Annotated in this window: 23 protein-coding genes and 1 pseudogene; 19 read left to right on the top strand and 5 right to left on the bottom strand. The window is 50.7% G+C overall.

Going from position 1 to position 23,277, the window contains the following annotated elements; all coding sequences use genetic code 11:
- The first annotated feature begins 27 nt into the window (after positions 1-27).
- Positions 28-459 (top strand): hypothetical protein, encoded by a 432-nt coding sequence (locus tag HUN04_26310; GenBank protein WDP93040.1) that lies wholly within the window; start codon positions 28-30, stop codon positions 457-459.
- Positions 460-474: 15 nt separating this feature from the next.
- A complete protein-coding gene (locus HUN04_26305) occupies positions 475-762 on the top strand; it encodes a DUF503 domain-containing protein (protein ID WDP93039.1) in 288 nt (95 codons plus the stop codon).
- Here the strand turns inward: HUN04_26305 and HUN04_26300 are convergent.
- Positions 759-1,190 (bottom strand): peptide chain release factor-like protein, encoded by a 432-nt coding sequence (locus tag HUN04_26300; GenBank protein ID WDP93038.1) that lies wholly within the window; start codon positions 1,188-1,190, stop codon positions 759-761. The two genes, HUN04_26305 and HUN04_26300, sit on opposite strands and share 4 nt — an antisense overlap.
- A 133-nt stretch (positions 1,191-1,323) precedes the next feature.
- Here HUN04_26300 and HUN04_26295 point away from each other — a divergent pair, with 133 nt between their 5' ends.
- A complete protein-coding gene (locus HUN04_26295; protein ID WDP93037.1) occupies positions 1,324-3,564 on the top strand; it encodes a vitamin B12-dependent ribonucleotide reductase in 2,241 nt (746 codons plus the stop codon).
- A 71-nt stretch (positions 3,565-3,635) separates the two neighbouring features.
- Positions 3,636-3,959 carry a GIY-YIG nuclease family protein gene (locus tag HUN04_26290; GenBank protein WDP93036.1) on the top strand — a complete coding sequence of 108 codons (324 nt, stop codon included), beginning with the start codon at positions 3,636-3,638 and terminating at the stop codon, positions 3,957-3,959.
- Between the two features lie 119 nt (positions 3,960-4,078).
- Here HUN04_26290 and HUN04_26285 read toward each other — a convergent pair whose 3' ends face one another.
- Positions 4,079-4,309: a KH domain-containing protein gene (locus tag HUN04_26285; protein ID WDP93035.1), complete on the bottom strand. Its 231-nt coding sequence runs from the start codon at positions 4,307-4,309 to the stop codon at positions 4,079-4,081.
- Between the two features lie 403 nt (positions 4,310-4,712).
- Between HUN04_26285 and HUN04_26280 the strand changes: the two genes are divergently transcribed.
- Both HUN04_26280 and HUN04_26275 read left to right on the top strand, forming a co-directional pair.
- Positions 4,713-5,138 (top strand): iron-sulfur cluster assembly scaffold protein, encoded by a 426-nt coding sequence (locus HUN04_26280; protein WDP93034.1) that lies wholly within the window; start codon positions 4,713-4,715, stop codon positions 5,136-5,138.
- 118 nt (positions 5,139-5,256) lie between these two features.
- Positions 5,257-5,823 (top strand): hypothetical protein, encoded by a 567-nt coding sequence (locus tag HUN04_26275; GenBank protein ID WDP93414.1) that lies wholly within the window; start codon positions 5,257-5,259, stop codon positions 5,821-5,823.
- Here the strand turns inward: HUN04_26275 and HUN04_26270 are convergent.
- The 3 genes and pseudogenes from HUN04_26270 to HUN04_26260 form a co-directional block, all read right to left on the bottom strand.
- Positions 5,813-7,662: pseudogene (locus HUN04_26270) on the bottom strand (M48 family metalloprotease). The gene HUN04_26275 and the pseudogene HUN04_26270 sit on opposite strands and share 11 nt — an antisense overlap.
- A gap of 22 nt (positions 7,663-7,684) precedes the next feature.
- Positions 7,685-8,239, bottom strand: a complete 555-nt coding sequence (locus HUN04_26265) for an NUDIX hydrolase (protein WDP93033.1) — start codon at positions 8,237-8,239, stop codon at positions 7,685-7,687.
- Positions 8,240-8,382: 143 nt separating this feature from the next.
- Positions 8,383-9,042: a hemolysin III family protein gene (locus HUN04_26260; GenBank protein WDP93413.1), complete on the bottom strand. Its 660-nt coding sequence runs from the start codon at positions 9,040-9,042 to the stop codon at positions 8,383-8,385.
- A gap of 212 nt (positions 9,043-9,254) precedes the next feature.
- On the opposite strand from HUN04_26260, the gene HUN04_26255 reads away from it, so the two are divergent.
- From HUN04_26255 to HUN04_26195, 13 genes are all read left to right on the top strand, one after another.
- Complete coding sequence (locus HUN04_26255; protein ID WDP93032.1) at positions 9,255-10,268, top strand: amino acid ABC transporter substrate-binding protein; 1,014 nt, start codon at positions 9,255-9,257, stop codon at positions 10,266-10,268.
- Between the two features lie 144 nt (positions 10,269-10,412).
- Positions 10,413-11,588, top strand: a complete 1,176-nt coding sequence (locus HUN04_26250; protein WDP93031.1) for an amino acid ABC transporter permease — start codon at positions 10,413-10,415, stop codon at positions 11,586-11,588.
- Between the two features lies 1 nt (position 11,589).
- The gene (locus HUN04_26245) at positions 11,590-12,690 is read left to right on the top strand and encodes an amino acid ABC transporter permease (protein WDP93030.1); all 1,101 of its coding nucleotides are present in this window, start codon (positions 11,590-11,592) and stop codon (positions 12,688-12,690) included.
- A 59-nt stretch (positions 12,691-12,749) separates the two neighbouring features.
- Positions 12,750-13,496: an amino acid ABC transporter ATP-binding protein gene (locus HUN04_26240; GenBank protein WDP93029.1), complete on the top strand. Its 747-nt coding sequence runs from the start codon at positions 12,750-12,752 to the stop codon at positions 13,494-13,496.
- A gap of 283 nt (positions 13,497-13,779) precedes the next feature.
- The gene (locus HUN04_26235) at positions 13,780-14,238 is read left to right on the top strand and encodes a phosphatase (protein ID WDP93028.1); all 459 of its coding nucleotides are present in this window, start codon (positions 13,780-13,782) and stop codon (positions 14,236-14,238) included.
- Positions 14,239-14,363: 125 nt separating this feature from the next.
- Complete coding sequence (locus HUN04_26230; GenBank protein ID WDP93027.1) at positions 14,364-15,290, top strand: M23 family metallopeptidase; 927 nt, start codon at positions 14,364-14,366, stop codon at positions 15,288-15,290.
- A 178-nt stretch (positions 15,291-15,468) separates the two neighbouring features.
- Positions 15,469-17,991, top strand: a complete 2,523-nt coding sequence (gene secA / locus HUN04_26225) for a preprotein translocase subunit SecA (protein ID WDP93026.1) — start codon at positions 15,469-15,471, stop codon at positions 17,989-17,991.
- 34 nt (positions 17,992-18,025) lie between these two features.
- Positions 18,026-18,334, top strand: a complete 309-nt coding sequence (gene clpS, locus HUN04_26220) for an ATP-dependent Clp protease adapter ClpS (protein ID WDP93025.1) — start codon at positions 18,026-18,028, stop codon at positions 18,332-18,334.
- Between the two features lie 6 nt (positions 18,335-18,340).
- Positions 18,341-20,602, top strand: a complete 2,262-nt coding sequence (gene clpA, locus HUN04_26215; GenBank protein WDP93024.1) for an ATP-dependent Clp protease ATP-binding subunit ClpA — start codon at positions 18,341-18,343, stop codon at positions 20,600-20,602.
- Positions 20,602-21,315 (top strand): leucyl/phenylalanyl-tRNA--protein transferase, encoded by a 714-nt coding sequence (locus tag HUN04_26210; protein WDP93023.1) that lies wholly within the window; start codon positions 20,602-20,604, stop codon positions 21,313-21,315. The genes clpA and HUN04_26210 overlap by 1 nt, the downstream gene beginning before the upstream one ends.
- Before the next feature lie 115 nt (positions 21,316-21,430).
- Complete coding sequence (locus HUN04_26205) at positions 21,431-21,826, top strand: FxsA family protein (GenBank protein ID WDP93022.1); 396 nt, start codon at positions 21,431-21,433, stop codon at positions 21,824-21,826.
- 21 nt (positions 21,827-21,847) lie between these two features.
- Positions 21,848-22,411 (top strand): nitroreductase family protein, encoded by a 564-nt coding sequence (locus tag HUN04_26200; protein ID WDP93021.1) that lies wholly within the window; start codon positions 21,848-21,850, stop codon positions 22,409-22,411.
- The gene (locus HUN04_26195) at positions 22,412-23,275 is read left to right on the top strand and encodes an HDOD domain-containing protein (protein WDP93020.1); all 864 of its coding nucleotides are present in this window, start codon (positions 22,412-22,414) and stop codon (positions 23,273-23,275) included.
- The last annotated feature ends 2 nt before the right edge of the window (positions 23,276-23,277 follow it).

Below are 23,277 nucleotides of genomic sequence, written 5' to 3'. Positions count from 1 at the left end.
AAACAGGAGTCAAATAGAGGATATATTATGGCACATGAAGACAGAGGGCATTACGCACAAAAACACCCCGACGCCAAACAGAATCCGGAAATTGCGGATAAAATCACTGCGGCGGCCAAAGACGGCACCTTAGACTGCGCCTCCGCCCACAGAATCGCCAAATCCCTGGGGATAGACCCGGCCCAGGTGGGGATACAGGCGGACCTGCTGGAACTGCGCATTGCCAGGTGCCAGATGGGACTGTTCGGCTACGGCCCCGGCAAAAAGAACCTGGATCCGGATGTCAGCGTAGACGGCCCATTGAAAGACGATATCATCAACACCCAGAAAGAGGGCAGTCTCTCCTGCCGCCATGGCTGGGAACTGGCCAAAGCCCATAAAATATCCAAAACCGAAATGGGGTCGGCCTGCGAAAAACTGGAAATAAAAATAAAGCCCTGCCAGTTGGGGGCTTTTTAAAAAGGGCGGATCACTATGGTTGTGGGGGTGGGAACCATAAAGATCAAGCTGTTTGGCATTGATTCTCTCAAGGCAAAGCGGAAAATCATGAAATCCATGATTGCCCGCATTGCCAACCGATTTAATGTTTCAGTGGCCGAAACCGGCTGCAACGACAGCCTGGAATGGGGGGAAATCGGATTTTCCGTCGTGGGTAACGATGGCAGGAGGATCAACGCCAAAATAGATAAAATTTTCAATACGGCATATGGCATGGGAACCGCCTATATTGCCGACACAACAATGGAGATCATCCATATTTAGCCGCCGTTGACGGTTACCCGTATTTCATCTGCTGCACGCTTCTTTTTCAGGGATTTTCGCTTCCGCCGCTGTTTCTGCTTTTTCAGTTTGGCAATTTTACGGTCTTCAGGAGACATCCCCCCGCTTTTCTGAGCTTCGATCTTTTCAACCAGGCCGCGCAGCGCCAGAAACCGGTTCAGGTGCTGTGACCGGGTTTTGCCCACTTTCACCGATATCCCGGTGGGGGTATGGACAAGAAAAACTGCAGAGGAGGATTTATTTAGTTTCTGCCCCCCCCTCCCCGAGGCTTTAATGAATTTTTCCCGGATATCCTGCTTCCGAATCCCCAGGGCCGCCATTTTTTTTTCAAGGGCATCGATTTTTTGCTGACCCGGTCCCAAACCTAAAACCTTTCTTCTTATGGGTAAGTATCCAGTCCGGGATATCATACAGCCAAACAGAATTAAGAACAATAGGAAGCCCCAGCAAACCACATATAGGGCTTGAAAAAAAACAACACACAATATATAGTATACTATTCCTTTTGTAAAATATTCCAATAATCCAGATAGGAGCCTGTTTATGCCCTCTTCCCAGAACAATGCAATTGATTTTATAACTGAAAATGCACGGGTTGTACTTGAACGCAGATACCTTAAAAAAAACGATGCCGGTGACCCCATGGAAACCCCTGAGGAGATGTTCAGACGGGTGGCCGGCCATATCGCCCTGGCCGAAAATAATTACAGTGATAAAACCGATGACCGGGAAATGGTTCAAAAAATGGAAACACGGTTCCACGAAATGATGACCGAATTCAGGTTTCTGCCCAATTCCCCCACCCTGATGAATGCCGGACGCTCCCTGGGCCAGTTGGCCGCCTGCTTTGTCCTGCCTGTGGAAGACAGTATTGACGGGATTTTCGAGGCGGTCAAAAATGCCGCCACCATCCATAAATCCGGAGGAGGAACCGGTTTTTCCTTTTCACGGCTCCGGCCGGAAAACAGCCGGGTGGGCTCCACCGGCGGAGTGGCTTCGGGGCCTGTTTCTTTTATGAAAATTTTTAATTCCGCCACGGAACAGATCAAACAGGGAGGAACCCGGCGGGGGGCCAATATGGCCATTCTCAGGGTGGACCATCCGGATATCATGTCCTTTATCCGCTGCAAAACCCTTAAGAACGAACTGAATAATTTCAATATTTCAGTTGGCGTCACCGATATTTTTATGGAAGCGGTGTCCAAAAATGAAGACTACGATCTCATCGATCCCAGAACCCAGAAGCCCTCGGGCCGGCTCAATGCTGCGGCCGTTTACGAGGAGCTCGTCCTCCAGGCCTGGACCACCGGAGATCCCGGCATTATTTTTCTTGATGAAATCAATCGCTGGAATACCACACCGGAACTGGGAGAGATTGAATCCACAAACCCCTGCGGGGAACAGCCCCTGCTCCCCATGGAAGCCTGCAACCTGGGGTCCATCAACCTGACCCGGTTTCTTACCCGGGCGGACGATCACCCTGAAGTGGACTACCGCGGGTTGAAAGAAACCGTTCACCTCGCAGTTCGTTTTCTGGACAACACCATTGACATGTCCCTTTATCCCATCAAGGAAATAGCGGATATGGTCCGGGGAAACCGAAAAATCGGCCTGGGCATAATGGGGTTTGCCGACCTGCTATTTGCGCTTAATATTCCCTATGATTCCCCCGAAGCCATAGATAAGGCAGAAGAGATCATGTCTTTTATCAAGAAGGAAGCCCATGCCGCCTCATCGGCACTGGCAGCCGTACGGGGCGTATTCCCCAATTACGAAAAAAGCGTCTTCAAACATAGGGGCATCCCGATGCGAAACGCCACCTGCACCACCATTGCCCCCACCGGCACCTTGAGCATTATTGCCGGTTGTTCCAGCGGCATTGAACCGGTTTTTGCCCTAAGTTTCATACGAAATGTAATGGACAACGACCGGCTTGCCGAAGTCAACCCGGTATTTGAGCAGACGGCAAAAGATAAAGGGTTCTACAGCGACACGCTGATGGAAGAAATCGCCCGTACCGGCAGCATTAAGGGGAATCCTGACATTTCGCTGGATTTAAGAAAAATCTTTATTACCGCCCATGAGGTGGCCCCTGAAGTCCACATCAGTATGCAGGCGGCTTTCCAGCGCCATACGGACAATGCGGTTTCCAAGACCGTGAATCTGCCTAATGAAGCGCAGCCCGAGGATGTGCGGTTCATTTACGACCTGGCCTACAAACTAAAATGCAAGGGGGTAACAGTTTACCGGGACGGCAGCAAGGCCGATCAGGTTCTGTCCGTTAACAAGGATGCCGACCGGGAGACGGAAACGGATTTTCTCACGGCCGGAAAAGAGCGGCCCGGTATCCTTGAGGGATTTACAGAAAAAATAAAAACCGGCATGGGCTATCTCTATGTGACGGTGTCCGAATACAAAGGCCGGCCCTTTGAATTGTTTGCCACCATTGGGAAATCAGGTAAATCCACCCAGGCCAAAACCGAGGCCATCGGACGCCTCATCTCCCTGGCACTGAGGTCGGGAATCCAGGTGGAAGAGATTGTTCAGCAAATCGAAGGCATCCGGGGGGAGCATGCTGTGTTCCAGGACGGCGGACTGGTCCATTCCATTCCCGATGCCATTGCCAAGGTTCTGTCCAAGCGGTACTTAACCGGAAAGACAGGAAATGGGAAAAAAATATACAACAGCCTAAAATCCGATCTTTGCCCGGAATGCGGACAGCCCATTGCCTACGAAGAGGGCTGCAAGACCTGCCATTTCTGCGGGTATACGAAATGCGGATAACACTGCCAGACAAAGATAAGGCATTTAATTCTTGTTGAAAGCATACCGGCGAAATGATATCAAGACGGCCCATGGCATTGACAATATCCCATAAAGAATGGCTGGTGTACCTGCTCCAATGTTCAGATAACAGCCTGTACTGCGGTGTCACCAAGGATCTGGATGCCCGCATTCGCATGCATAATGCCGGGCGGGCCTCCAAATACACCCGGGCGAGACTGCCGGTTAACTGCGTGGCCCAAAGCCCGCCCATGACAAAATCCAGGGCCTTTAAGCTTGAGTATCATATCAAACGCCTGCCTGCAGACAAAAAAATTGCCCATGTACGCATGGGCAAGATCCCCGGGCCTAAAAAGGCGAAGCAAATAAAAAAGCCGACACTGAGCCGGCCTTAATCGGTAAGTTTTTGATTGGCGATATTTCTTGGGGTATCAGGCAGACATGGGCGGCGGTCAGGCTCAGCACCGACCCGTGCCTGCATAACTGAACACATAATCTGACCGGATACCGGTTCCTATTCGACGATCTCCAGGATAACCCGTTTCTGTTCCTTGGCTGAAGCGCAGGACAGGATGGTTCTCATGGCCTGGGCGGTCCGCCCTTTTTTTCCGATTACCTTTCCCAGGTCTTCTTTGGCAACCCTGAGTTCAAGAACCAGAGTCTGCTGGGCTTTAATCTCTTGTACATCCACTTGTTCGGGGTCATCAACCAGTGCCTGTGCGATAAACTTAATCAACTCTTTCATAACCTGATCTCCTTTAGCCAAGGTGACAATGAAAATGGTATAATTAAAGCTACAACTTTTAACTGTTAAGGGCTGACTAATCAGATGGTAAAAACCAGCATACCATAACAAACTATAATCACAAGTACTATTTGCACCATTCCGGGGATTGGACTCCGAAAATCTCAATTTTAACGGCGAACAACGTTTTTAAACATTCAATTCGCAGCTGCCGCCATCGTCAACCACCCTTTACCGGTATCTTTTTGCCCTTCTTTTGCTTCCTGGTTTCATTTCCCTTGACATAAAAAAGAAATACCTTATTTTAGGAAGGTTATTAAACATAAGAACCGTAAAATATTTTATTCCATGCCCGGTAAGATATTTTTGTTTTGGTTAGGGCTGTATAATGAGGGATTTTTAAGTGGTCACTGAAATTACAACAATGGATGCAGAACGTAAAATGCTGTCAGATGCCGGCTATGCAAACCCGGCCATTGATTATTATCTTGAAAAAAAATATATGGGCTGTATTGAAAATGCAGACCAGGTGTCAACCAAAATTGGCTCCTGCGGGGACACCATGAAGATTTATATAAAGGTTAATGAAAACGATACGATTGAAGACGTTCGCTATGAAATCACAGGATGCGCAGGCGCCATCTCTGCGGCAATGGCCTCGGTGGATCTGGTTAAAGGCAAAACCCTGGACCAGGCCCTGAGCGTTAATGACGGAGATGTATTCAATGCCCTCCAAAATATCCCGGAAAAAAAGCACCACTGTATTCAGCTGGCCGTTAAAACCATGCACCAGGGAATCGAAGAGCTGAAATCTGCAAAAGCGTCTTAGACATACAGCATATATTGTTCTTATCTGTTTATCTTTCGCAGCGGCCGGGTGTGTCTCAAAGGACTTTAATGTCGGCACCCTGGCCAAAAGCGACGTCAACCAGATATCTGATATCCACATCCGGCAGACCCTGACACTCCTAAAAGCCCTTACCCGCAAGCTGTATAAAATGAATTCAGCGGAGCTTGCCAAAACCCAGGGTGCCACCATTGATTCCAGGGTCGCCAGGATTTTTCAATGCCCGCCCCTGCCCCCGGACACCGAAATCGACCAGAAACAGGGCACCGATGCCATCCTGCTCGGCTTTGAACCGGAATACACCGGCGACCGCGTCTATGCGGTGATGTACGGGCTATACACCATGATTAATACCGCATACAACGGCAAATGCGACCTGTATATGCTGGATTTTCTGGATGCCCAGAACCTGTACAACGCCGCCCGGAACATTGAGATCCTTGTATGGCGGCTCAAGACCCGGCACCGCCTCGACGGCAGCCTCTACCTGACCACGAACACCTGTGACGGCCCGGTTCAGAACCTTAGTTTCGAACGCCTTTTCGGTAAACTGATTTCCCTTCAGGATACCATGGCGCTGATTGCAGAAAGCCGGGGGGACAGGATCATCAAGGAAGTGGTTAAAATGACCGGCATGGCATTTCTGCCTGTGGGCATTAGTCTTTAAAATTCTGCACACCCTCCCTTTGGAGGGCGTCCTCAAACCGGCGAACCTGGTCCCGGTAATAGGCCTGCTTTTCTTTGGCACCCGCCACAGCCCGACGGGCGGCCTCCAGGGCCTCTGCTCTCCGTCCATTCAAAAACAGGGCTTCGGCATAGGTATCCAGGATAAAGGCTTCCTCTTCTTGTTCCAAGGCACGCTCCGCCAGCGCCAAAGCACGAACCGGTTCCCTCAGGGAAGTTTCAGGGCAGGTGGCCAACAGCCAGGCCAGATTATTGAGGGCATGGACATTGTGGGGATCAATCCTGAGGACATTCTCATAGGCATCCAGGGCTTTATCATAGAGGTTGTCGTTATAGTAGTAGTCCCCACCAATACATACAGATCTGAATTTTCAGGATCAAGCGCCAGCTCCCTGGACAGGACCTTTCCGGCAATATACCGCCCGAAGGGCTGTTTCAGGCTTCCGTAGCTGATGCTGTACCCTGTGGAAAACAACGCTGCCGCAATCAACAGGTAGGCCAGTATCATTCTCCTGACCCGGGCGTGGTGCCGCACCACCAGGCCCGGATTATTCCTGCATTGCTCAAGGAACCGGATACGCTCCCCAATGCTGAAATGGTGCCAATTGGGCTTATCAATGGACTGGCGACTCAGGGAGGCGATTTTATAAAAAGTGGAAATCAATGCAGAGGGTCCGGGCTGAAAATTGAACACATGGAGATCGGCCTGGCGTTCAAAATTACGCATAAACAACCCGAAAATCAGCCTGAAATATAAAAGGAACACCCCTATCATTCCGGCGCAAACGGTGGCAGCATGACCGGTTTCCTTGGGTATACCGATAAATTCAAAAACCAGGTAAACGGGCTGGGCCACATAGAGCATGAGAAAAAGGGGTTCAAAAAAAACAAAATTGCAGGCAATGAATCCGGCAAAAAACATCAGATAAAAAAGCATGTGATGGTACCGGACATGGCCGATCTCATGGAGGATCACCCCTTCTATTTCATCGTCATCCAGAGAATTGAGCAGCGCCGGGGTGACCAGGATGTACCTGAACCGCCCCACAATCCCCATGACCCCGGCTGTAATCATGGCCCCACCGAACAACTCCCATTTCAAAATATTATTGTACTTCAGCTTCGCCCGGCGGCAGGTTTCCTCAATCCGCGCCCTGGCCTCCCCGGGCGGTAAAGGCCTGCAGCGCCAGAGCCGCTGGATCAGCACGGGGCCGAAAACAGACACAGCCGTTAAAAACACAATGATATAAATAAGCTCGCCGGTGGTGGTGTTTAAGAAATTTCGGACTGACTCAAAGGGGAGTGCCACCAGAAGATCCGCCAGCAGAGAGATGCCGCACCAGGGTAGCAGTGCGGGCAGGGAAAAGGCGATATTGGAAAAAATAAAGGCCTTTTTAGTAAGGTTACCCGGAAAATACCGCCTTTGAATTTTATAGGCCGCATTCCAGATCAAAATCAGATACCCCATAAAAAGCCCTAAAAAAATTAGGGCCTCCAATGTCGGAATCCATTGAAACAGGAAAAATTCCCCTACGAGATGATTGAGGCGATAAATATAAATATTCGCCCCAAAAAGGATGAGGGCCGCAACCGAAAGCCGGGTGATGGTCCTGTTCACCTGCCGGTCAATACCGGCCATGGAAACAGCCCCCCTGCTTCTGGCCAGCCGTCTGAAAGAAAAGTTGCAGACCAGGGCAAAGGCCAGTCCCAGGGCCAAGCTTGCATAGAGCCCGGTGAGTCCAACCGTCTCTGGTTTTTCAAGCAGGTCAGCGGTGGTGTATATCACCAGGGCGATCAGCACATATATAAAATTGGAAAACATATCAATCCCTATGCCATCCCCATCAGAGGACACAGCCGGTGGCGGCAAACCGGTCCAGTACAATCCAGGATTTCACATCAAATAAGTAATCCTGCTGCTGCAGAAGCGCTTTCGCCTCTTGGGGGGAAAGCATCACGACGTCTATCTCTTCCGATGCCTCATTGTGATGGGTGTCCGGGCGGCCGTCACATTCCACATATAAAAGACAGATGCTTTCATCGGTCATGCCCGAGGACGAAAATATAGGCGGGCTTTGGCGAAGTACCTTGGTGACCTTTAGCCCTGTTTCCTCGTATAATTCCCTGCGTCCCGCCGTATCCACACCTTCCCCGGCATCCACCAGGCCGGCAGGGAATCCGTATTGATAACCGCCCAGGGGAACTCTGAATTCCCGGATAAGCACAAGTTTATCCTCCGCTTTATGAAAGGGAACCACAACAACGGCATCGGGCCGGGACTCTTTTCCCCTGGAGGCGTAAATCCATTTTTTTCCGGTTCCGTTCCGGTCCAAATAATCCACTGAAACCAGATTCAGGTGACTGTGGTCCGTTATATTCCTTGAGCTGCATATCTTCATGGTCATCTCCCAATGGTATCGCCGGATCATCTCCAGGGTCTCGCATAAGGGTAACGTAATCACGAAAAAGCTAAAACACCACCCTAGGCCCGGAAGTTTTGCAAAGAATCAATCAAAAGACAAGAAAAGAAAAAACACAGGGTTCAGATATACATCAAATACCTGAAAGACAGCCAGAAATGGCAGGCGGATCCCAGAATCACGAAGCAGTGCCAAATCTCATGGAACCCGAACACACCCGGAAGGGGATTGGGCCGCTTTAAAGCGTAGACCACAGCGCCCACACTGTAAAAAAGTCCCCCCAGGGCCAGCCAGAACAAGGCCATGGGGACCAACGTCTTGACCAGGGGATACACCGCCACCATACACAGCCACCCCATCATCAGGTAAATGAAAGTGGACACCCATCTTGGAGCGGTGATGAAAAAAATCTTGAGGAAGATGCCGGCGACGGCGATTCCCCACACCGTTCCGAAAAGGCTCCACCCCCAGGGCCCCCTCAGCGGCACCAGGCAAAGCGGGGTATAGGACCCGGCAATCACCATGAAAATCATGATGTGGTCGATGCGGCGGAAAACCAGCAGCGCCTTTTCAGAAATTTTCAGGGCGTGGTAAAGGAAGCTGGACGTATACATGAGAATCATGGTGGCACCGAAGACTGAAAAGGAAACCACATGCCAGACATCGGCCCGCAAAGCAGCAAACACCACCATCAGGGTCAGGGCGACCACAGCACCCACGGCGCCGGCACCGTGGGAAATGGCATTCACCGGTTCCCGGAATATTTTTCCATAGATACACATGGACTCTGTCTTACCGGGCGGCGGAATCATATTCAACCACCGGTACTCTATTTACATTTTTTTTACCATTTCATTTCCCATGTGGGCTTTGGGCAAATTTTTTCTTTGAACTGTAAATTTCCTTGAATTATTACTGCGTTGTGCTAATACTGACGAAGGTTTTCGTAATCTACATCACGTGTTTAACTTTTTACTGCAGGAGGGGAGTATCTATGAAATTGTTCAAAATTTTAATCAGTTGCATCACCATTCTGGCTATGACATCCTTGGCTTGGGCCAACACCCTGGATGAAGTAAAAAAACGCGGATATATAAAAGCCGGCGTCAACGGCAATGTATTCGGATTCAGCATGCCCGATGACAAGGGCGAGTGGAAGGGAATTGATGTGGACACTGCGAAAGCAGTAGCCGCAGCCGTATTCGGCGATGCCTCCAAGGTTAAATTCGCATCTCTGACAGCGGTTCAGCGTCTGCCCGCCCTCCAGTCCAAGGAAATCGACGTGTTGTGCAGAAATACCACCCAGACCCTGTCCAGGGAGACCAAATCAGGGTTGAATTTCGTCCAGCCGAACTATTACGACGGCCAGGGCTTTCTCATCCCTAAAAAGCTTGGGGTAAAAAGCGCCAAAGAACTGGACGGGGCAACTGTCTGTGTCCTTCCCGGCACCACAACGGAAATGAATGCCGCCGATTACTTTAGAACCAACGGCATGAAATGGTCCCCGGTTGTCATTGAAAATACAGCAGAACTGAACAAGGCCTTTTTTGCAGGCCGCTGCGATGTGCTGACCTCAGACGTTTCCCAGCTCGCCGCACAGAGATCCGTAGCCCCCAACCCGGCCGATTATGAGCTGCTGCCCGAAGTTATTTCCAAAGAACCCCTCTGCCCTGTTGTCCGTCATGGCGACGATCAGTGGTACGATATTGTCAACTGGACCGTGATGGCCATGATCCAAGCCGAGGAATTCGGCATCACCTCCAAAAACATCGACCAGATGCTCAAATCAACAAATCCCGGAATTAAACGCTTCCTGGGCGTGACCCCGGGTATGGGCGCCCAGATGGGCATTGATGACAAATGGGCCTACAACATCATCAAACAGGTGGGCAACTACGGCGAAATCTTTGAACGGAATATCGGCCCCAAAACAGCCCTTGCCCTTGAACGCGGCCTCAACGACCTGTGGACCAAAGGCGGGCTTATGTATGCGTCTCCCATCAGATAGTTTGCTGCCCGGCATAACTGCCTGGTATAAAAACCCGGCATAGATGCCTGATCTGAACTTATCGGCGGCGCCTGCCCCAGGCAGGTGCCGCCCTTCATCCGGACAACTTCAAACCGAACACCTGAAACCGGAAAACAAAGAAATATGAAAAAGAGCATTTCAGAAGAAAAAGTGCCGTTCTGGCTGGACCCTGATAAGCGGGCCATCGGCTACCAGGTGCTCACCTTCTTAATGGTGGGGCTACTGGCCTGGTATCTGGTGAGCAACACCCTGGTCAACCTGGAAAAGCAGAACATTGCATCGGGATTCGGATTCCTTGATAAGGAAGCCGCCTTTGAAATCGGTGAAAGCGTAATCCAATATTCCGCAGCCGACTCCTATGGCAGGGCACTGGTGGTAGGTGCGCTCAACACCCTGAAGGTGAGCTTTATCGGCATTGTCCTCTGCCTGGTCATCGGTGTATTTGTAGGTGTGGCCCGCCTCTCCACCAACTGGCTGGTCCAGAAAATGGCCACCATCTATATTGAAGTCATGCAGAATATACCGGTGCTGCTTCAACTTTTCTTCTGGTATGCCCTTTTTTATGAATCATTTCCCTCCCCCCGTGGCGCATTGAATCCCCTGCCAGGGCTGTTTATCTGCAACCGGGGGATGGCCATGGGCATTCCTGCGGCCCACCCCGCCCACAAGTACATGCTCATGGCACTCATTGCCGGCCTTGTCCTGGCCTGGCTCATCGGCAGATGGGCAAGAATCAGAAAGGAAAATACGGGAAAAGATTTCCCCGTACTCTGGGCATCTGCGGGGACCGCCCTTGGGCTGCCGCTTTTGGTCTGGCTCTTTTTCGGTGCCCCCACCCAGATGGATGTCCCTGTGCTCAAGGGATTTAATTTCAGGGGAGGACTCATGCTCTCACCTGAGTTCATCGCCCTGCTGCTGGGACTTGTCATCTATACCTCCGCCTTTGTGGCCGAAGCGGTCCGGGCCGGAATTCAAGCCGTCAGCCGGGGGCAGACCGAGGCAGCCATGTCCATCGGGCTTAAAAAAGGACATATCCTCAATCTGGTGATCCTGCCCCAGGCGCTGCGGGTCATCATTCCGCCCCTGACCAGCCAGATGCTTAACCTGACAAAGAACTCCTCTCTGGCCATTGCCATCGGATACCCCGATTTCGTCTCTGTGGCCAACACCACCATTAATATCACCGGGCAGTCCATTGAGGGGGTGGCCCTGATCATGGGATGCTATCTCATCTTCAGCCTATCCACCTCCCTGTTCATGAACTGGTATAATAAAAAATCAAAATTAGTGGAAAGATAATATGGCTGTCATCCCCATAGACCATGAATATATTAAACGCCTGCGTCCCCCTGCCAACCGGAGGGGCCTCGTGGGATGGCTAAAGGAAAACCTGTTTAACGGCGTATTTAACTCCATTCTAACCATTGTGGTACTGGGATTTTTAATCAAATTCCTGCCGCCTTTTCTCAAATGGGCAGTGATAGACGCCTCCTGGTTCGGCACTTCTGCAGCCTGTAAATCCGGAGATGGCGCCTGCTGGGCTGTGGTCGCCAAAAACCTGCGCTTCGTTATTTTCGGTTTTTACCCCCATGACCTGCATTGGCGCCCCTTTACCGCCATGATGATGCTTTTTGTCCTTCTCTTTTTCTCCAACAACCGGAAATACTGGGGAAAAGCCCTGGCCTACGGATGGGTCGGCGGGCTGATTGCCATGGGTATCCTCATGAAAGGCGGCATACTTGGGCTCACAGCGGTGGACAGCATGAAATGGGGGGGGCTTCCCCTGACCCTGCTGCTGTCGGTATTCGGGCTGACGGCAGCCTATCCCCTGGGTGTCATCCTGGCACTGGGGAGGACATCACACATGCCCATGATCCGGTATCTTTCCATCACCTATATCGAAATGATACGGGGTGTGCCACTGATTTCGCTGCTGTTCATGTCATCCATCATATTTCCACTGTTCCTGCCCGAAGGGGTTACCATCAATACCATCCTCAGGGCGCAGATGGCCATCATTCTATTTACTGCGGCCTATGTGGCAGAGGTGGTGAGGGGCGGGTTACAGGGCATGTCCTCAGGCCAGTATGAGGCGGCCGACTCGCTGGGGCTCAACTACGTGCAGACCATGCGCCTGATTATTCTTCCCCAGGCCCTGAAAATAGTGATTCCGCCGACGGTCAGCGTACTGGTCTCGGCGTTCAAGGACACCTCTCTGGTGGTCATAATTGCACTATACGATTTTTTGCTTACCTCCAAAACAGTGATTCAGAATCCTGAATGGATGGGATTTTCAACGGAAATGTATCTCTTTGTGGCTTTGATGTATTTTCTGGGATGCTTTTCAATGTCAAATTTCTCACGTAAACTCGAACGCGAACTGGATACCGACCAGAGATAGGCAAGGGCCTGCTAACCACTTGAGGTTCAAATTTCAACTAAAGGAAATTATAAACAAAAATGACTGAAGACAACGATAATATTATCCAAATCAGCGGCCTGAATAAATGGTACGGTGATTTTCATGTATTAAAGAACATCAACCTGGCAGTAAAACGGCAGGAAAAAATTGTCATCTGCGGCCCCTCCGGTTCTGGCAAATCCACATTGATCCGTTGCATCAACCGGCTTGAGGAACACCAGAAAGGGCAAATCATCGTGGACGGCGTTGAGTTGACCAACAACCTGAAAAATATCGAAAAAATCAGAACAGAAGTGGGCATGGTTTTCCAGCACTTTAACCTTTTCCCCCACCTCACCATTCTCCAGAATCTGACCCTTGGACCGGTGTGGGTCAGAAAGACCCCGAAAAAAGAGGCCGAGGACACCGCCATGTTCTACCTTGAAAAGGTGAAGATCGCCGAGCAGGCTAAAAAATTTCCAGGCCAGCTCTCCGGCGGCCAGCAGCAACGGGTGGCCATTGCCAGAAGCCTGTGCATGAAACCCAAGGTCATGCTCTTTGACGAGCCCACCTCCGCGCTGGATCCAGAAATGGTCAAAGAGGTCCTTGACGTGATGGTACAGCTCAGTGACGAAGGGATGACCATGATCGTTGTCACCCATGAGATGGGTTTTGCCAAAACCGTTGCCCAGCGGGTGCTGCTCATGGATGAGGGAATGATCCTGGAAGAAAACAATCCTGTGGACTTTTTTGAAAATCCAGAGCATGAACGGACAAAATTTTTCCTCAGCCAGATCCTCCACTGATGGAAAGGATAATGATTAAGGGGCTGCGCGTTTTCAACTGCAGCCCTGATGTTATTTCGTCACACATATTAAATAACACCATATCCCACCAATTGCCTTGATGCGTCATAACACCAACGGGCCATGTCAATTTTTTTTCATTCCTTTCATAATTTTCTTTCCCTGGTATCGCCATACTGGCGCTTACCGCACCGTCAATGCCAGAAATTCTAACGGAACGCTTTTTGCAACAACTTCCACCAATGAAAATTAATTTATAAACCACCCATAAAAAACGACAATTATGAAACGCATTAAGGGAGACCTAATTAAGCTGGCCCAGGCAGGGGAATTTGATGTCATCATTCATGGCTGCAACTGTTTCTGCGCAATGGATGCAGGTATTGCCCGCCAGATTCGGGGAACCTTCCCAAAGGCCTGGCAGGCTGACAGGGAAACACCGGCCGGAGACCGCCAAAAACTGGGGCATTACTCTTGGGCACTGATCAACAACCGGGCCTGCCCCCTGGTAGTGGTCAACGGGTATACCCAGTTTCACTATGAAGGGGATGGCGTACTGGCCGATTATCAAGCCATCGAATTGTTGTTCACCCAGCTGAAAGGAGACTTTTCCGGCAAACGTTTCGGATACCCGAAAATCGGGGCAGGCCTGGCCGGAGGGGACTGGGCGATCATCGGACAGATCATTGAACAAGCCCTGGCGGGAGAGGATCACACCCTGGTAGAACATTTAACAGAGTGAGCATTTGGGGATTCCGGGTTTCACCGACTACTCCAACGGCGAATCTCCGAGAAATCCTGCCCAAAACCCTATTAAAAGGTGAAATCACTTGACATGCGCTGGATTTCATTTATAAGAGAGTGGAGATGAAAAATAGAATTAAAATATGGTTTCACGCCGGTGACAGTTCCGACATCAAAGAATTTTCCCTGCGCAAACCCGTGGCGGCCGCCATGGCATTGCTTTTCCTGGGATTTGGCGCAGCACTTTCCTATATAGGACACGATTACTACCTTTTAAAAAAGAAATCCTTTGACAATGCCAGCCTGGGCAGAACCATCGCCCTCCAGAAAGAGGAGCTGAGAAACCAGCGCCGTCAGGTTCAGACCTTTGCCAAAGATATCGAAACGCTCAAGGGCCAGGTCCGCAGCCTGGTACGCCTTGAAGACCAGGTCAGACTCATCGCCGACATTGAAAAAACCGGCAACTCCTCCGGCCTCATCGGCATCGGCGGCATCCCTGAAAATGACCTGCTCCATGATATTTCCCTTGAAACCCGCCACAACACCCTGATCCGGGAAATGCATCAGCAGGTGGCACAGGTACAAAATGCGGCCGACAAAAAGAAACTGGACTTCAACGATCTGATTGACAAACTCGAAAAGAAAAAGAATATCTTGGCCGCCACCCCATCCATTAAACCGGTGAACGGCTGGATTACGTCCAGATTCGGATACCGGAAATCTCCGTTTACTGGGAAAAAGGACTTCCACTCCGGCCTTGATATTTCCAACCGCAAGGGCACTAAAATAATTGCCACGGCCAATGGTAAAGTCACCTATGCAGACAGAAAAATGTACTACGGCAATTTGGTCACCATTGACCACGGTTACGGCAAGGCCACCCGGTATGCCCACCTCAAAGAGATTCTTGTCAAAAGAGGACAGAAAGTAAAACGCGGGGACGTCATTGCAACGTTGGGAAATACAGGCCAGAGTACCGGGCCCCATCTCCACTATGAAGTGCGCATCAACGGTGCGCCGGTGAACCCCCTGAAATATATCCTTAATTAATCCCCACCCCCACAGTGTATTCCAATCCTGCCCCAGTTCCCGATTCCGGGCGGCAAGAATAAAATTAATTTTTTTATTTTATTTCTTGGAATAATGCTTATATGTTGTACAGACAAAATTTTTGGTACACGAATTAACCCGGATAACGACTAAAATACTGACTAATAGGTAAGGCTCAATGGTATTCAAGCTATTCACTAAGATATTCGGCTCCAGCAATGACCGGATCCTGAAAAAAATTCAACCGATTATTGACCAGATCAACGCACTTGAACCCGACATGCAGGCCTTGTCCGACCAGGACATGGCTGCAAAAACAGAAGAATTCAAAGAAAGAGTCTCCAAGGGTGAAACCTTAAATGACATCCTTCCAGAAGCCTTTGCCCTGGTCCGGGAAGCGTCGGTGCGAATCCTGGGCATGCGCCATTTTGATGTCCAGCTCATCGGCGGCATAGCCCTGCATAACGGCACCATCGCCGAAATGAAAACCGGTGAGGGCAAGACCCTGATGTCCACCCTGCCCGCCTATCTGAACGCCTTGGCCGGCAAAGGGGTGCACATCGTTACGGTAAACGATTACCTGGCCAAAAGGGACGCGGACTGGATGGCCAAAATCTATAACTTTTTGGGACTCTCTGTGGGCGTTATCCTCCATGATATGGATGACCAGGAACGGAAAGTGGCCTATGCGTCAGATATCACCTACGGTACAAACAATGAATTCGGGTTCGACTATCTCCGGGACAACATGAAATTCGAACGGGAAAACCTTGCCCAGGGCAACCTGAACTTTGCCATCGTGGACGAGGTTGACTCCATTCTCATTGACGAGGCACGGACACCGTTGATTATCTCAGGGCCGGCGGAGAAATCCACCCATTTTTACACCCAGGTGAATACCATTATCCCCGGGTTCAAAAAAGATATCGACTATACCCTTGACGAAGAATCCAAAAGTGTTTCACTCACTGAAGATGGAATTGCCAAAGGCGAGGACCTGCTCAAAGTCGACAACCTTTACGATCCTGCCAATATTGAAATTCTCCACCACCTGAACCAGGCCCTCAAGGCCCACACCCTGTTCAAGCGGGACACCGACTATATTGTCAAAAACAATCAGGTGGTGATTGTAGACGAATTCACCGGGCGGCTGATGAGCGGCAGACGCTATTCCGAAGGCCTCCACCAGGCCCTGGAAGCCAAGGAAGGGGTAAAAATCGAAAATGAAAACCAGACCCTGGCGTCCATCACCTTCCAGAACTATTTCAGGATGTACGACAAGCTCTCCGGCATGACAGGCACGGCGGAAACGGAAGCCCCGGAATTTAAAAAAATATACAACCTGGACGTACTGGTCATCCCCACCCACAGGCCCATGGTCAGGGAAGACCGGGCCGACCTGATCTATAAAACCCAGAAGGAAAAATACGACGCCGCCATAAAAGAAATCATCCAGCTGCACAGAAAAGGACAGCCGGTTCTGGTGGGTACAATTTCCATTGATGTTTCCGAAGACTTGAGCAAAAAGCTCAAGAAAAAAGGGGTTCCCCACAACGTACTCAACGCCAAGCACCATAAGGCAGAAGCGGAAATCGTAGCCAATGCGGGGCAGAAAGGGGCGGTCACCATCTCAACCAACATGGCCGGCCGGGGTACGGATATTAAACTCGGCGAAGGCGTCAAGGAACTTGGCGGCCTGCATATTCTGGGCACCTCCCGCCACGAATCCCGCCGCATTGATAACCAGCTGAGGGGCCGGTCCGGCCGCCAGGGGGACCCGGGCAGTTCCAGGTTCTATCTTTCCCTTGAAGATGACCTTCTCCGGATTTTCGGCGGGGACCGCATCCACTCCGTCATGGACCGCTTAGGGATAGAAGAAGGCGAGCACATCGAACACCGGTTTATCTCCAAGGCCATTGAAAATGCCCAGACCAAGGTGGAAGGCCACAACTTTGAAATCAGAAAGCACCTGCTGGAATATGATGATGTCATGAACCAGCAGCGGGAGGTGATTTACCGCCAGCGCCGCCAGGCCCTTGAAGCCGAAGACCTCAAGGATGTGACCCTGGAAATGATGGAAGACCTGGCCTACGACCTGGTTGACGGGTTTGCCCCGGAAAAGACATCCATCAAGGAGTGGGACCTCGAAGGGCTGGACAATGGAATTAAACAATTATTTAATATGGCGGTGCCATTGGACAAGGCCGCAGAAGAAAACTACTCAGCCGAACAGGTCTCTGAGTTTATATTCAATGCGGCAAAGGAACATTACCAGGTCAAGGAAACCATCATCGGCTCTGAACAGATGAGGCAGCTTGAACGATTCATCATCCTACAGACCGTGGACTTACGCTGGAAGGAACACCTGCTTTCCATGGACCACCTGAAGGAGGGCATCGGGCTTCGGGGCTATGCCCAGCAGGATCCGCTGAGGATTTACCGGAAAGAAGGATTTGAAATGTTCCAGGCACTGATGAACCGGATTAAAGAAGAGGTGGTGGACATCCTTTTCAAGATCCAGATTGCATCACCTGACCAGGTGGATCAGATGAAACAGGAAGAAGAGCAGGAACTGACCTTCTCCCATTCCGACGACCCCAGTGCCAAACAGCCGGTGAAGCGGGCCAACGACAAGGTGGGGCGCAACGATCCCTGCCCCTGCGGCAGCGGCAAAAAATACAAAAAGTGCTGTATGAACTAATCCTGGAAGGCCAATTAATACTCAGGTATCAGCCATGACATCAACGGATTCCAAAACCAGACCGGACATATCTTCAAAATCCAAGGAAGGCCAGCCCCCCATGTACAAGGTGCTGCTTCACAACGATGACTATACCACCATGGAATTTGTGGTGGATATTCTGGTCACTGTATTCGGAAAATCCCTTGAAAAAGCCACTCAAATAATGCTTAATGTACATAATAGGGGAAAGGCGGTTTGTGGCATTTACCCCCGGGAAATTGCGGAAACCAAAGTCGAAACCGTCCATAGTCTGGCCGCAGGAAAAGGGTTCCCTCTGAAAAGTACAATGGAAAAGGAGTAACGAGGTATGATAAGCAAAGAACTCAGTACAGCTCTCGGGTTTGCCGTTCGGGAAGCCAAGAAAAGAAGGCATGAGTATGTATGTGTTGAGCATGTTCTTTACGCTATCCTCAACCATGAAAGCGGACTTGAAACCATTGAAAAATGCGGCGGAAGCCCTGACCAGATCAAAGAGGAACTGGAAAAATTCTTTGATGAAAAACTGACAAAAATAGACAGCAAAGAAGAATATGTGCTCCAGCAGACCATTGGATTCCAGCGCATGATCCAGCGGGCGATCAACCATGCCCGCTCTGCTGAAAAATCAGAGGTAAATCTTGGGGATATCCTGGCCTCCATCTTCCAGGAAAAAGATTCCCATGCAGCTTATTATCTTGAGGCTGAAGGCATTACCCGCCTGGATGTTCTCAAGCACATCTCCCATAATGAAGAAACCGGAAACAAAGAATTGCCCAGGGACGATCAGGGCAGAAAAATGTTTCCCCAGGCAGATCCAAAGCCCAAACGCCAGAAGAAGAAAGACCCCCTTGAGGCCTTTACGGCCAATTTGCTGAAACGGGCCGAGGATAAAAAAATCGACCCCCTCATCGGCAGGGAAAACGAAACTGACCGGGTGATGCAGGTCCTCTGCCGCCGAAGGAAAAACAATCCCATTCTGGTGGGAGATCCAGGTGTAGGAAAGACCGCAATTGCAGAAGGGCTCGCCCTGAAAATCCATGGGAAAGAGGTCCCCGACCTCTTGGAGGCCTGCGAACTCTACTCTCTGGATATGGGGGCCCTGCTGGCCGGCACCAAATACCGGGGGGATTTTGAACAACGTCTCAAAGATGTTATCAATGCCCTGGAAAAAAAGGCAAACGCCCTGCTGGTCATCGATGAAATTCACACCGTTGTCGGCGCCGGGGCCACGACATCCGGCTCAATGGATGCCTCCAATATCCTAAAGCCTGCCCTGTCTTCAGGAGACATCAAGTGCATCGGCACCACCACCTACGAGGAGTATAAAAACCATTTTGAAAAAGACCGGGCTTTTTCCCGGCGGTTTGAAAAAATAGAAGTGGCCGAACCCAGCGTAGAGGAAACCACTGAGATTCTCAAAGGGTTGCGTCCCTATTACGAGGACCACCACGGGCTGAAATATCCGGACAAGACCATTGAGGCGGCCGCCTACCTCTCTGACAAGTATATCAATGACAGATTCTTGCCGGATAAGGCCATTGACGTACTGGACGAAACCGGTGCCTTTCTCAGGCTCAAAGGTGACGGGAGACGCAAAAACGTCAGCACCAAAGACATTGAAAACATCGTGGCAAAAATCGCCAAGGTTCCTGTCACCAGCGTCACGTCGGCGGATAAGGCCAACCTTGAATCCCTGCCGGACAGGTTGTTCAACGTGATTTACGGCCAGGACGACGCCATCCACACCCTGGCGACGGCCATCAAGCGTTCCCGGGCCGGCCTTGCGGCACCGGACAGGCCCATCGGTTCCTTTCTGTTCATGGGCCCCACCGGCGTGGGCAAAACCGAGGTGGCCAAACAGCTGGCTGCCAACATGGGCATCGAATTCCTGCGGTTTGACATGAGCGAATATATGGAAAAACATGCCGTATCCAGACTCATCGGCGCCCCTCCCGGGTATGTCGGCTTCGACCAGGGCGGCATCCTCACGGACAGTATCCGGAAATACCCCCATTCTGTGCTCCTGCTTGATGAAATAGAAAAGGCCCATATGGACCTGTATAATATCCTGCTGCAGGTCATGGACTATGCCACGCTAACCGACAACAACGGCAAGTCCGCCGATTTCAGAAACGTCATCATCATCATGACCTCCAATGCCGGTGCTAGGGAAATGAGTGCCAACGCCATCGGCTTCGGCTCCCAAACCGCCAACGCCGACACCAAAGGATTCAAGGCCGTGGAAAAAACCTTCAGCCCGGAATTCAGAAACAGGCTGGACGGCATCGTTCAGTTCAACCACCTGTCCGAACAGGTCATGGAACTCATCGTCGACAAGAATATGAGGGAACTTAAGACCATGCTCAAGGCCAAGGATATTACCCTTACCTATTCTGCCAAAGCACGGACCCATCTGGCCCGGAAGGGGTACGACCCCAAATTCGGTGCCCGCCCCCTGAGCCGCCTGATCCAGACCACCATCAAGGACAAACTCACGGATGAAATCCTTTTCGGCAAGCTGGAAAAAGGCGGTAAACTGTCCATCGGCCTAAAGAACGACGAACTGACCTTTAATTTCAAATCGGCATAATGCCCCTGTTCAGGTTATCGGAACGAATTGAATTTCCGCCGGCCTGGCTGGCAAGATCAGACGGTCTCCTCTGTATCGGAGGAGACCTTACCCCCCAGCGCCTGATTCTTGCCTACCAAAACGGTATTTTCCCCTGGTTTTCCCATAACGAGCCCATCCTCTGGTGGTCCCCCGATCCCAGGCTGGTACTGGCACCTACCGGTGTCAGGATTTCACGCAGCCTGAAAAAGAAAATCAAAAAACACCCGTTTGACATCAGAGTAAACACCGACTTTGAGCAGACCATTGCTGCCTGCTCCCAACCCCGGAGCAAAGAAGAAGAAGGCACCTGGCTGGTGGACGAAATGATAGAAGCCTATATCACGCTCCACCACATGGGCTATGCCCACTCCATAGAGGCCTGGCAGGGTGATTCTCTTGTGGGAGGGCTTTACGGAGTCAGTCTTGGCCGCTCCTTTTTTGGAGAATCCATGTTCAGCCGCCGGACCGATGCCTCCAAAATCGCCCTGGTGGCCCTGGCCGACCACCTGGCACAATACAAATTTGACATGATTGACTGCCAGGTCACCACAGACCACCTCCTAAGCATGGGGGCCAGGGAAATGTCCAGGGACAATTTTCTGAATATACTCAACCGTTCAGTGGCCGCCTCCGTCCCGGAGGCAGTCTGGCTTTCGGGGCGCAGCCTCACTCCTGCAGCAGTTCCCAATTAAGCCCGGCGCATGAGTTTTCCATCTCCATTCAGATCCCGGTTTACCGGGCAGAACCTTGACAAAACCGCTTTCATCGCCATTATGCTTTAAGACATTAACCTTATTGGAGTCATCCATGTTACTAAAACTTTTTTTGTGTTTCACCCTTATCCCGGTCATAGAACTCTATCTCTTAATTAACCTGGGAACGGTCATCGGTGGATTCAATACCGTACTGCTGGTGATTTTAACCGGTTTTGCAGGCGCCTGGCTCGCCCGTATGGAAGGCCTGAACACCATGTTCAAGGTGCGCCAGAACCTTAACCAGGGTATCATGCCGGCAGAAGAACTTATTGATGCTTTGATTATCCTCATTGCCGGCCTTGTGCTCATCACCCCTGGCCTGCTCACGGACTGCATGGGGCTGCTGCTGCTCTGGCCCTATACCAGGAACATGTTCAAACGGTTTTTACGCAGAAAATTCGATGAAATGAATGCCCGGGGCAATATCAACATCACCCGGTTCCATTAAACGGTACAACCAGGAGGCTAAATGTCATCTGATTCTAGTTTTTTCAACCTTATCAGAAAACGGCGAAGCGTTCGAAAATTCACCACCCGTCCCATTGAAGAAGAAAAACGGAAGCTGCTGATAGAAGCCGCCCTGCGCTCCCCCTCATCCAGGAGCTTCAATCCCTGGCGGTTTATCCTAATAGACACCCCCGAAATGCTGGAGAAACTATCCCGGTCCAAACCCCATGGCGCGGCTTTCCTGAGAAATGCGCCCATGGGCATTGTGGTCTGCGGAGATGCATCTGCATCCGACGTCTGGGTGGAAGACTGCTCAATTGCATCGGCCTTTATCCACCTGGCAGCATCTTCCCTGGATTTGGGGTCCTGCTGGATACAGATTCGAAACAGGGAGCATGCCATATCCGACGAGGCCCCCACAATAAGTGCTGATACCTATATTAAAGAATTACTGGGCATTCCCGATAATTTAATGATTGAATCCATTATTGCCATCGGGTATCCTGATGAGACCAAAAAAGGACATCCGGCTGACACGCTGAACCGAGACAAGGTATTTTTGAACACGTACGACCCCAAGGAATAGATGGACGTAAAAAATAAAATTCTCAGGATGATCCAGAAACGGGAGAGCGACCTGCCCACCCTCCCTGTGGTCGTTGACCGGATTATCAGTATCGCCTCCGATGAAAACACCACCACAGAAACACTGGCAGAGGTCATTGCCTACGACCAGGGCATGACCAACAAGCTGCTCAAACTGGCCAATTCCGTTTATTATGCCCAGAAAACCAAGGTGGAAACCATTAAACGGGCCATTTCCGTCATTGGATTTGATGAAATCATCGGCATTGCACTGGGCATGGGGATATTATCCAGCGTCAGTTCAAAATCTGGGCTCACCCTGGACATGAAGGCCCTGTGGATCCACGGCATCGGAGTGGCAACCGTTTCAAAGGAACTGGCTAAACGGACCAACCCCGGCATTGCCGGAAAAATTTTCATCCCCGCCCTGCTCCACGACATGGGCAAGGTTATCTTTTCGGTATATTTCAAGCAGGACTACCTGAAGGCCAGGCAATTTGCCATTGAAAACAAAAAGCCCTTATATTTCAGTGAAAATGCCGTATTAAAACTGGACCATGCCGTGCTTTCGGCCCTTCTCATGAAACGGTGGAATTTCCCTGCCTCCATCATGATCCCCTGCAGGTTCCACCATAACCCGGAATCCTCGCCGGTTCAGTATAAACACCAGGCCCTGATCATCAATCTGGCCGATTATCTCACCCAGAAAGCTGGGGTGGGCCATTCAGGCAACCCGGTTCCGGTCAGCATTAAAAATGCCCCAAAAAAAATCGGCGTGGGGGAATCCGTGCTCCGGCTGACCATAGACCAGCTAAAACGCAAGGAGCCTGAAATCAAGGAATTTTTCAAGATCACGACCTCCTGAAA

Source organism: Desulfobacter sp., assembly GCA_028768525.1.
In the GTDB taxonomy this organism is placed as follows: Bacteria; Desulfobacterota; Desulfobacteria; order Desulfobacterales; family Desulfobacteraceae; genus Desulfobacter.
The sequence above is the reverse complement of the archived record's forward strand: the minus strand, read 5'-3'. Positions and strand labels throughout refer to the sequence as shown.

Bases quoted from the DNA above. Each gene is read 5' to 3' on its own strand.
- clpA (WDP93024.1), top strand. From the start codon at position 18,341: ATGATAAGCAAAGAACTCAGTACAGCTCTCGGGTTTGCCGTTCGGGAA.
- HUN04_26245 (WDP93030.1), top strand. From the start codon at position 11,590: ATGGCTGTCATCCCCATAGACCATGAATATATTAAACGCCTGCGTCCC.
- HUN04_26205 (WDP93022.1), top strand. From the start codon at position 21,431: ATGTTACTAAAACTTTTTTTGTGTTTCACCCTTATCCCGGTCATAGAA.
- HUN04_26255 (WDP93032.1), top strand. From the start codon at position 9,255: ATGAAATTGTTCAAAATTTTAATCAGTTGCATCACCATTCTGGCTATG.
- HUN04_26200 (WDP93021.1), top strand. From the start codon at position 21,848: ATGTCATCTGATTCTAGTTTTTTCAACCTTATCAGAAAACGGCGAAGC.
- HUN04_26310 (WDP93040.1), top strand. From the start codon at position 28: ATGGCACATGAAGACAGAGGGCATTACGCACAAAAACACCCCGACGCC.
- HUN04_26260 (WDP93413.1), bottom strand. From the start codon at position 9,042: ATGTGTATCTATGGAAAAATATTCCGGGAACCGGTGAATGCCATTTCC.
- HUN04_26235 (WDP93028.1), top strand. From the start codon at position 13,780: ATGAAACGCATTAAGGGAGACCTAATTAAGCTGGCCCAGGCAGGGGAA.
- HUN04_26305 (WDP93039.1), top strand. From the start codon at position 475: ATGGTTGTGGGGGTGGGAACCATAAAGATCAAGCTGTTTGGCATTGAT.
- HUN04_26300 (WDP93038.1), bottom strand. From the start codon at position 1,190: ATGATATCCCGGACTGGATACTTACCCATAAGAAGAAAGGTTTTAGGT.
- secA (WDP93026.1), top strand. From the start codon at position 15,469: ATGGTATTCAAGCTATTCACTAAGATATTCGGCTCCAGCAATGACCGG.
- HUN04_26295 (WDP93037.1), top strand. From the start codon at position 1,324: ATGCCCTCTTCCCAGAACAATGCAATTGATTTTATAACTGAAAATGCA.
- HUN04_26250 (WDP93031.1), top strand. From the start codon at position 10,413: ATGAAAAAGAGCATTTCAGAAGAAAAAGTGCCGTTCTGGCTGGACCCT.
- HUN04_26230 (WDP93027.1), top strand. From the start codon at position 14,364: ATGAAAAATAGAATTAAAATATGGTTTCACGCCGGTGACAGTTCCGAC.
- HUN04_26265 (WDP93033.1), bottom strand. From the start codon at position 8,239: ATGAAGATATGCAGCTCAAGGAATATAACGGACCACAGTCACCTGAAT.
- HUN04_26290 (WDP93036.1), top strand. From the start codon at position 3,636: ATGGCATTGACAATATCCCATAAAGAATGGCTGGTGTACCTGCTCCAA.
- HUN04_26285 (WDP93035.1), bottom strand. From the start codon at position 4,309: ATGAAAGAGTTGATTAAGTTTATCGCACAGGCACTGGTTGATGACCCC.
- HUN04_26240 (WDP93029.1), top strand. From the start codon at position 12,750: ATGACTGAAGACAACGATAATATTATCCAAATCAGCGGCCTGAATAAA.
- HUN04_26195 (WDP93020.1), top strand. From the start codon at position 22,412: ATGGACGTAAAAAATAAAATTCTCAGGATGATCCAGAAACGGGAGAGC.
- HUN04_26210 (WDP93023.1), top strand. From the start codon at position 20,602: ATGCCCCTGTTCAGGTTATCGGAACGAATTGAATTTCCGCCGGCCTGG.
- clpS (WDP93025.1), top strand. From the start codon at position 18,026: ATGACATCAACGGATTCCAAAACCAGACCGGACATATCTTCAAAATCC.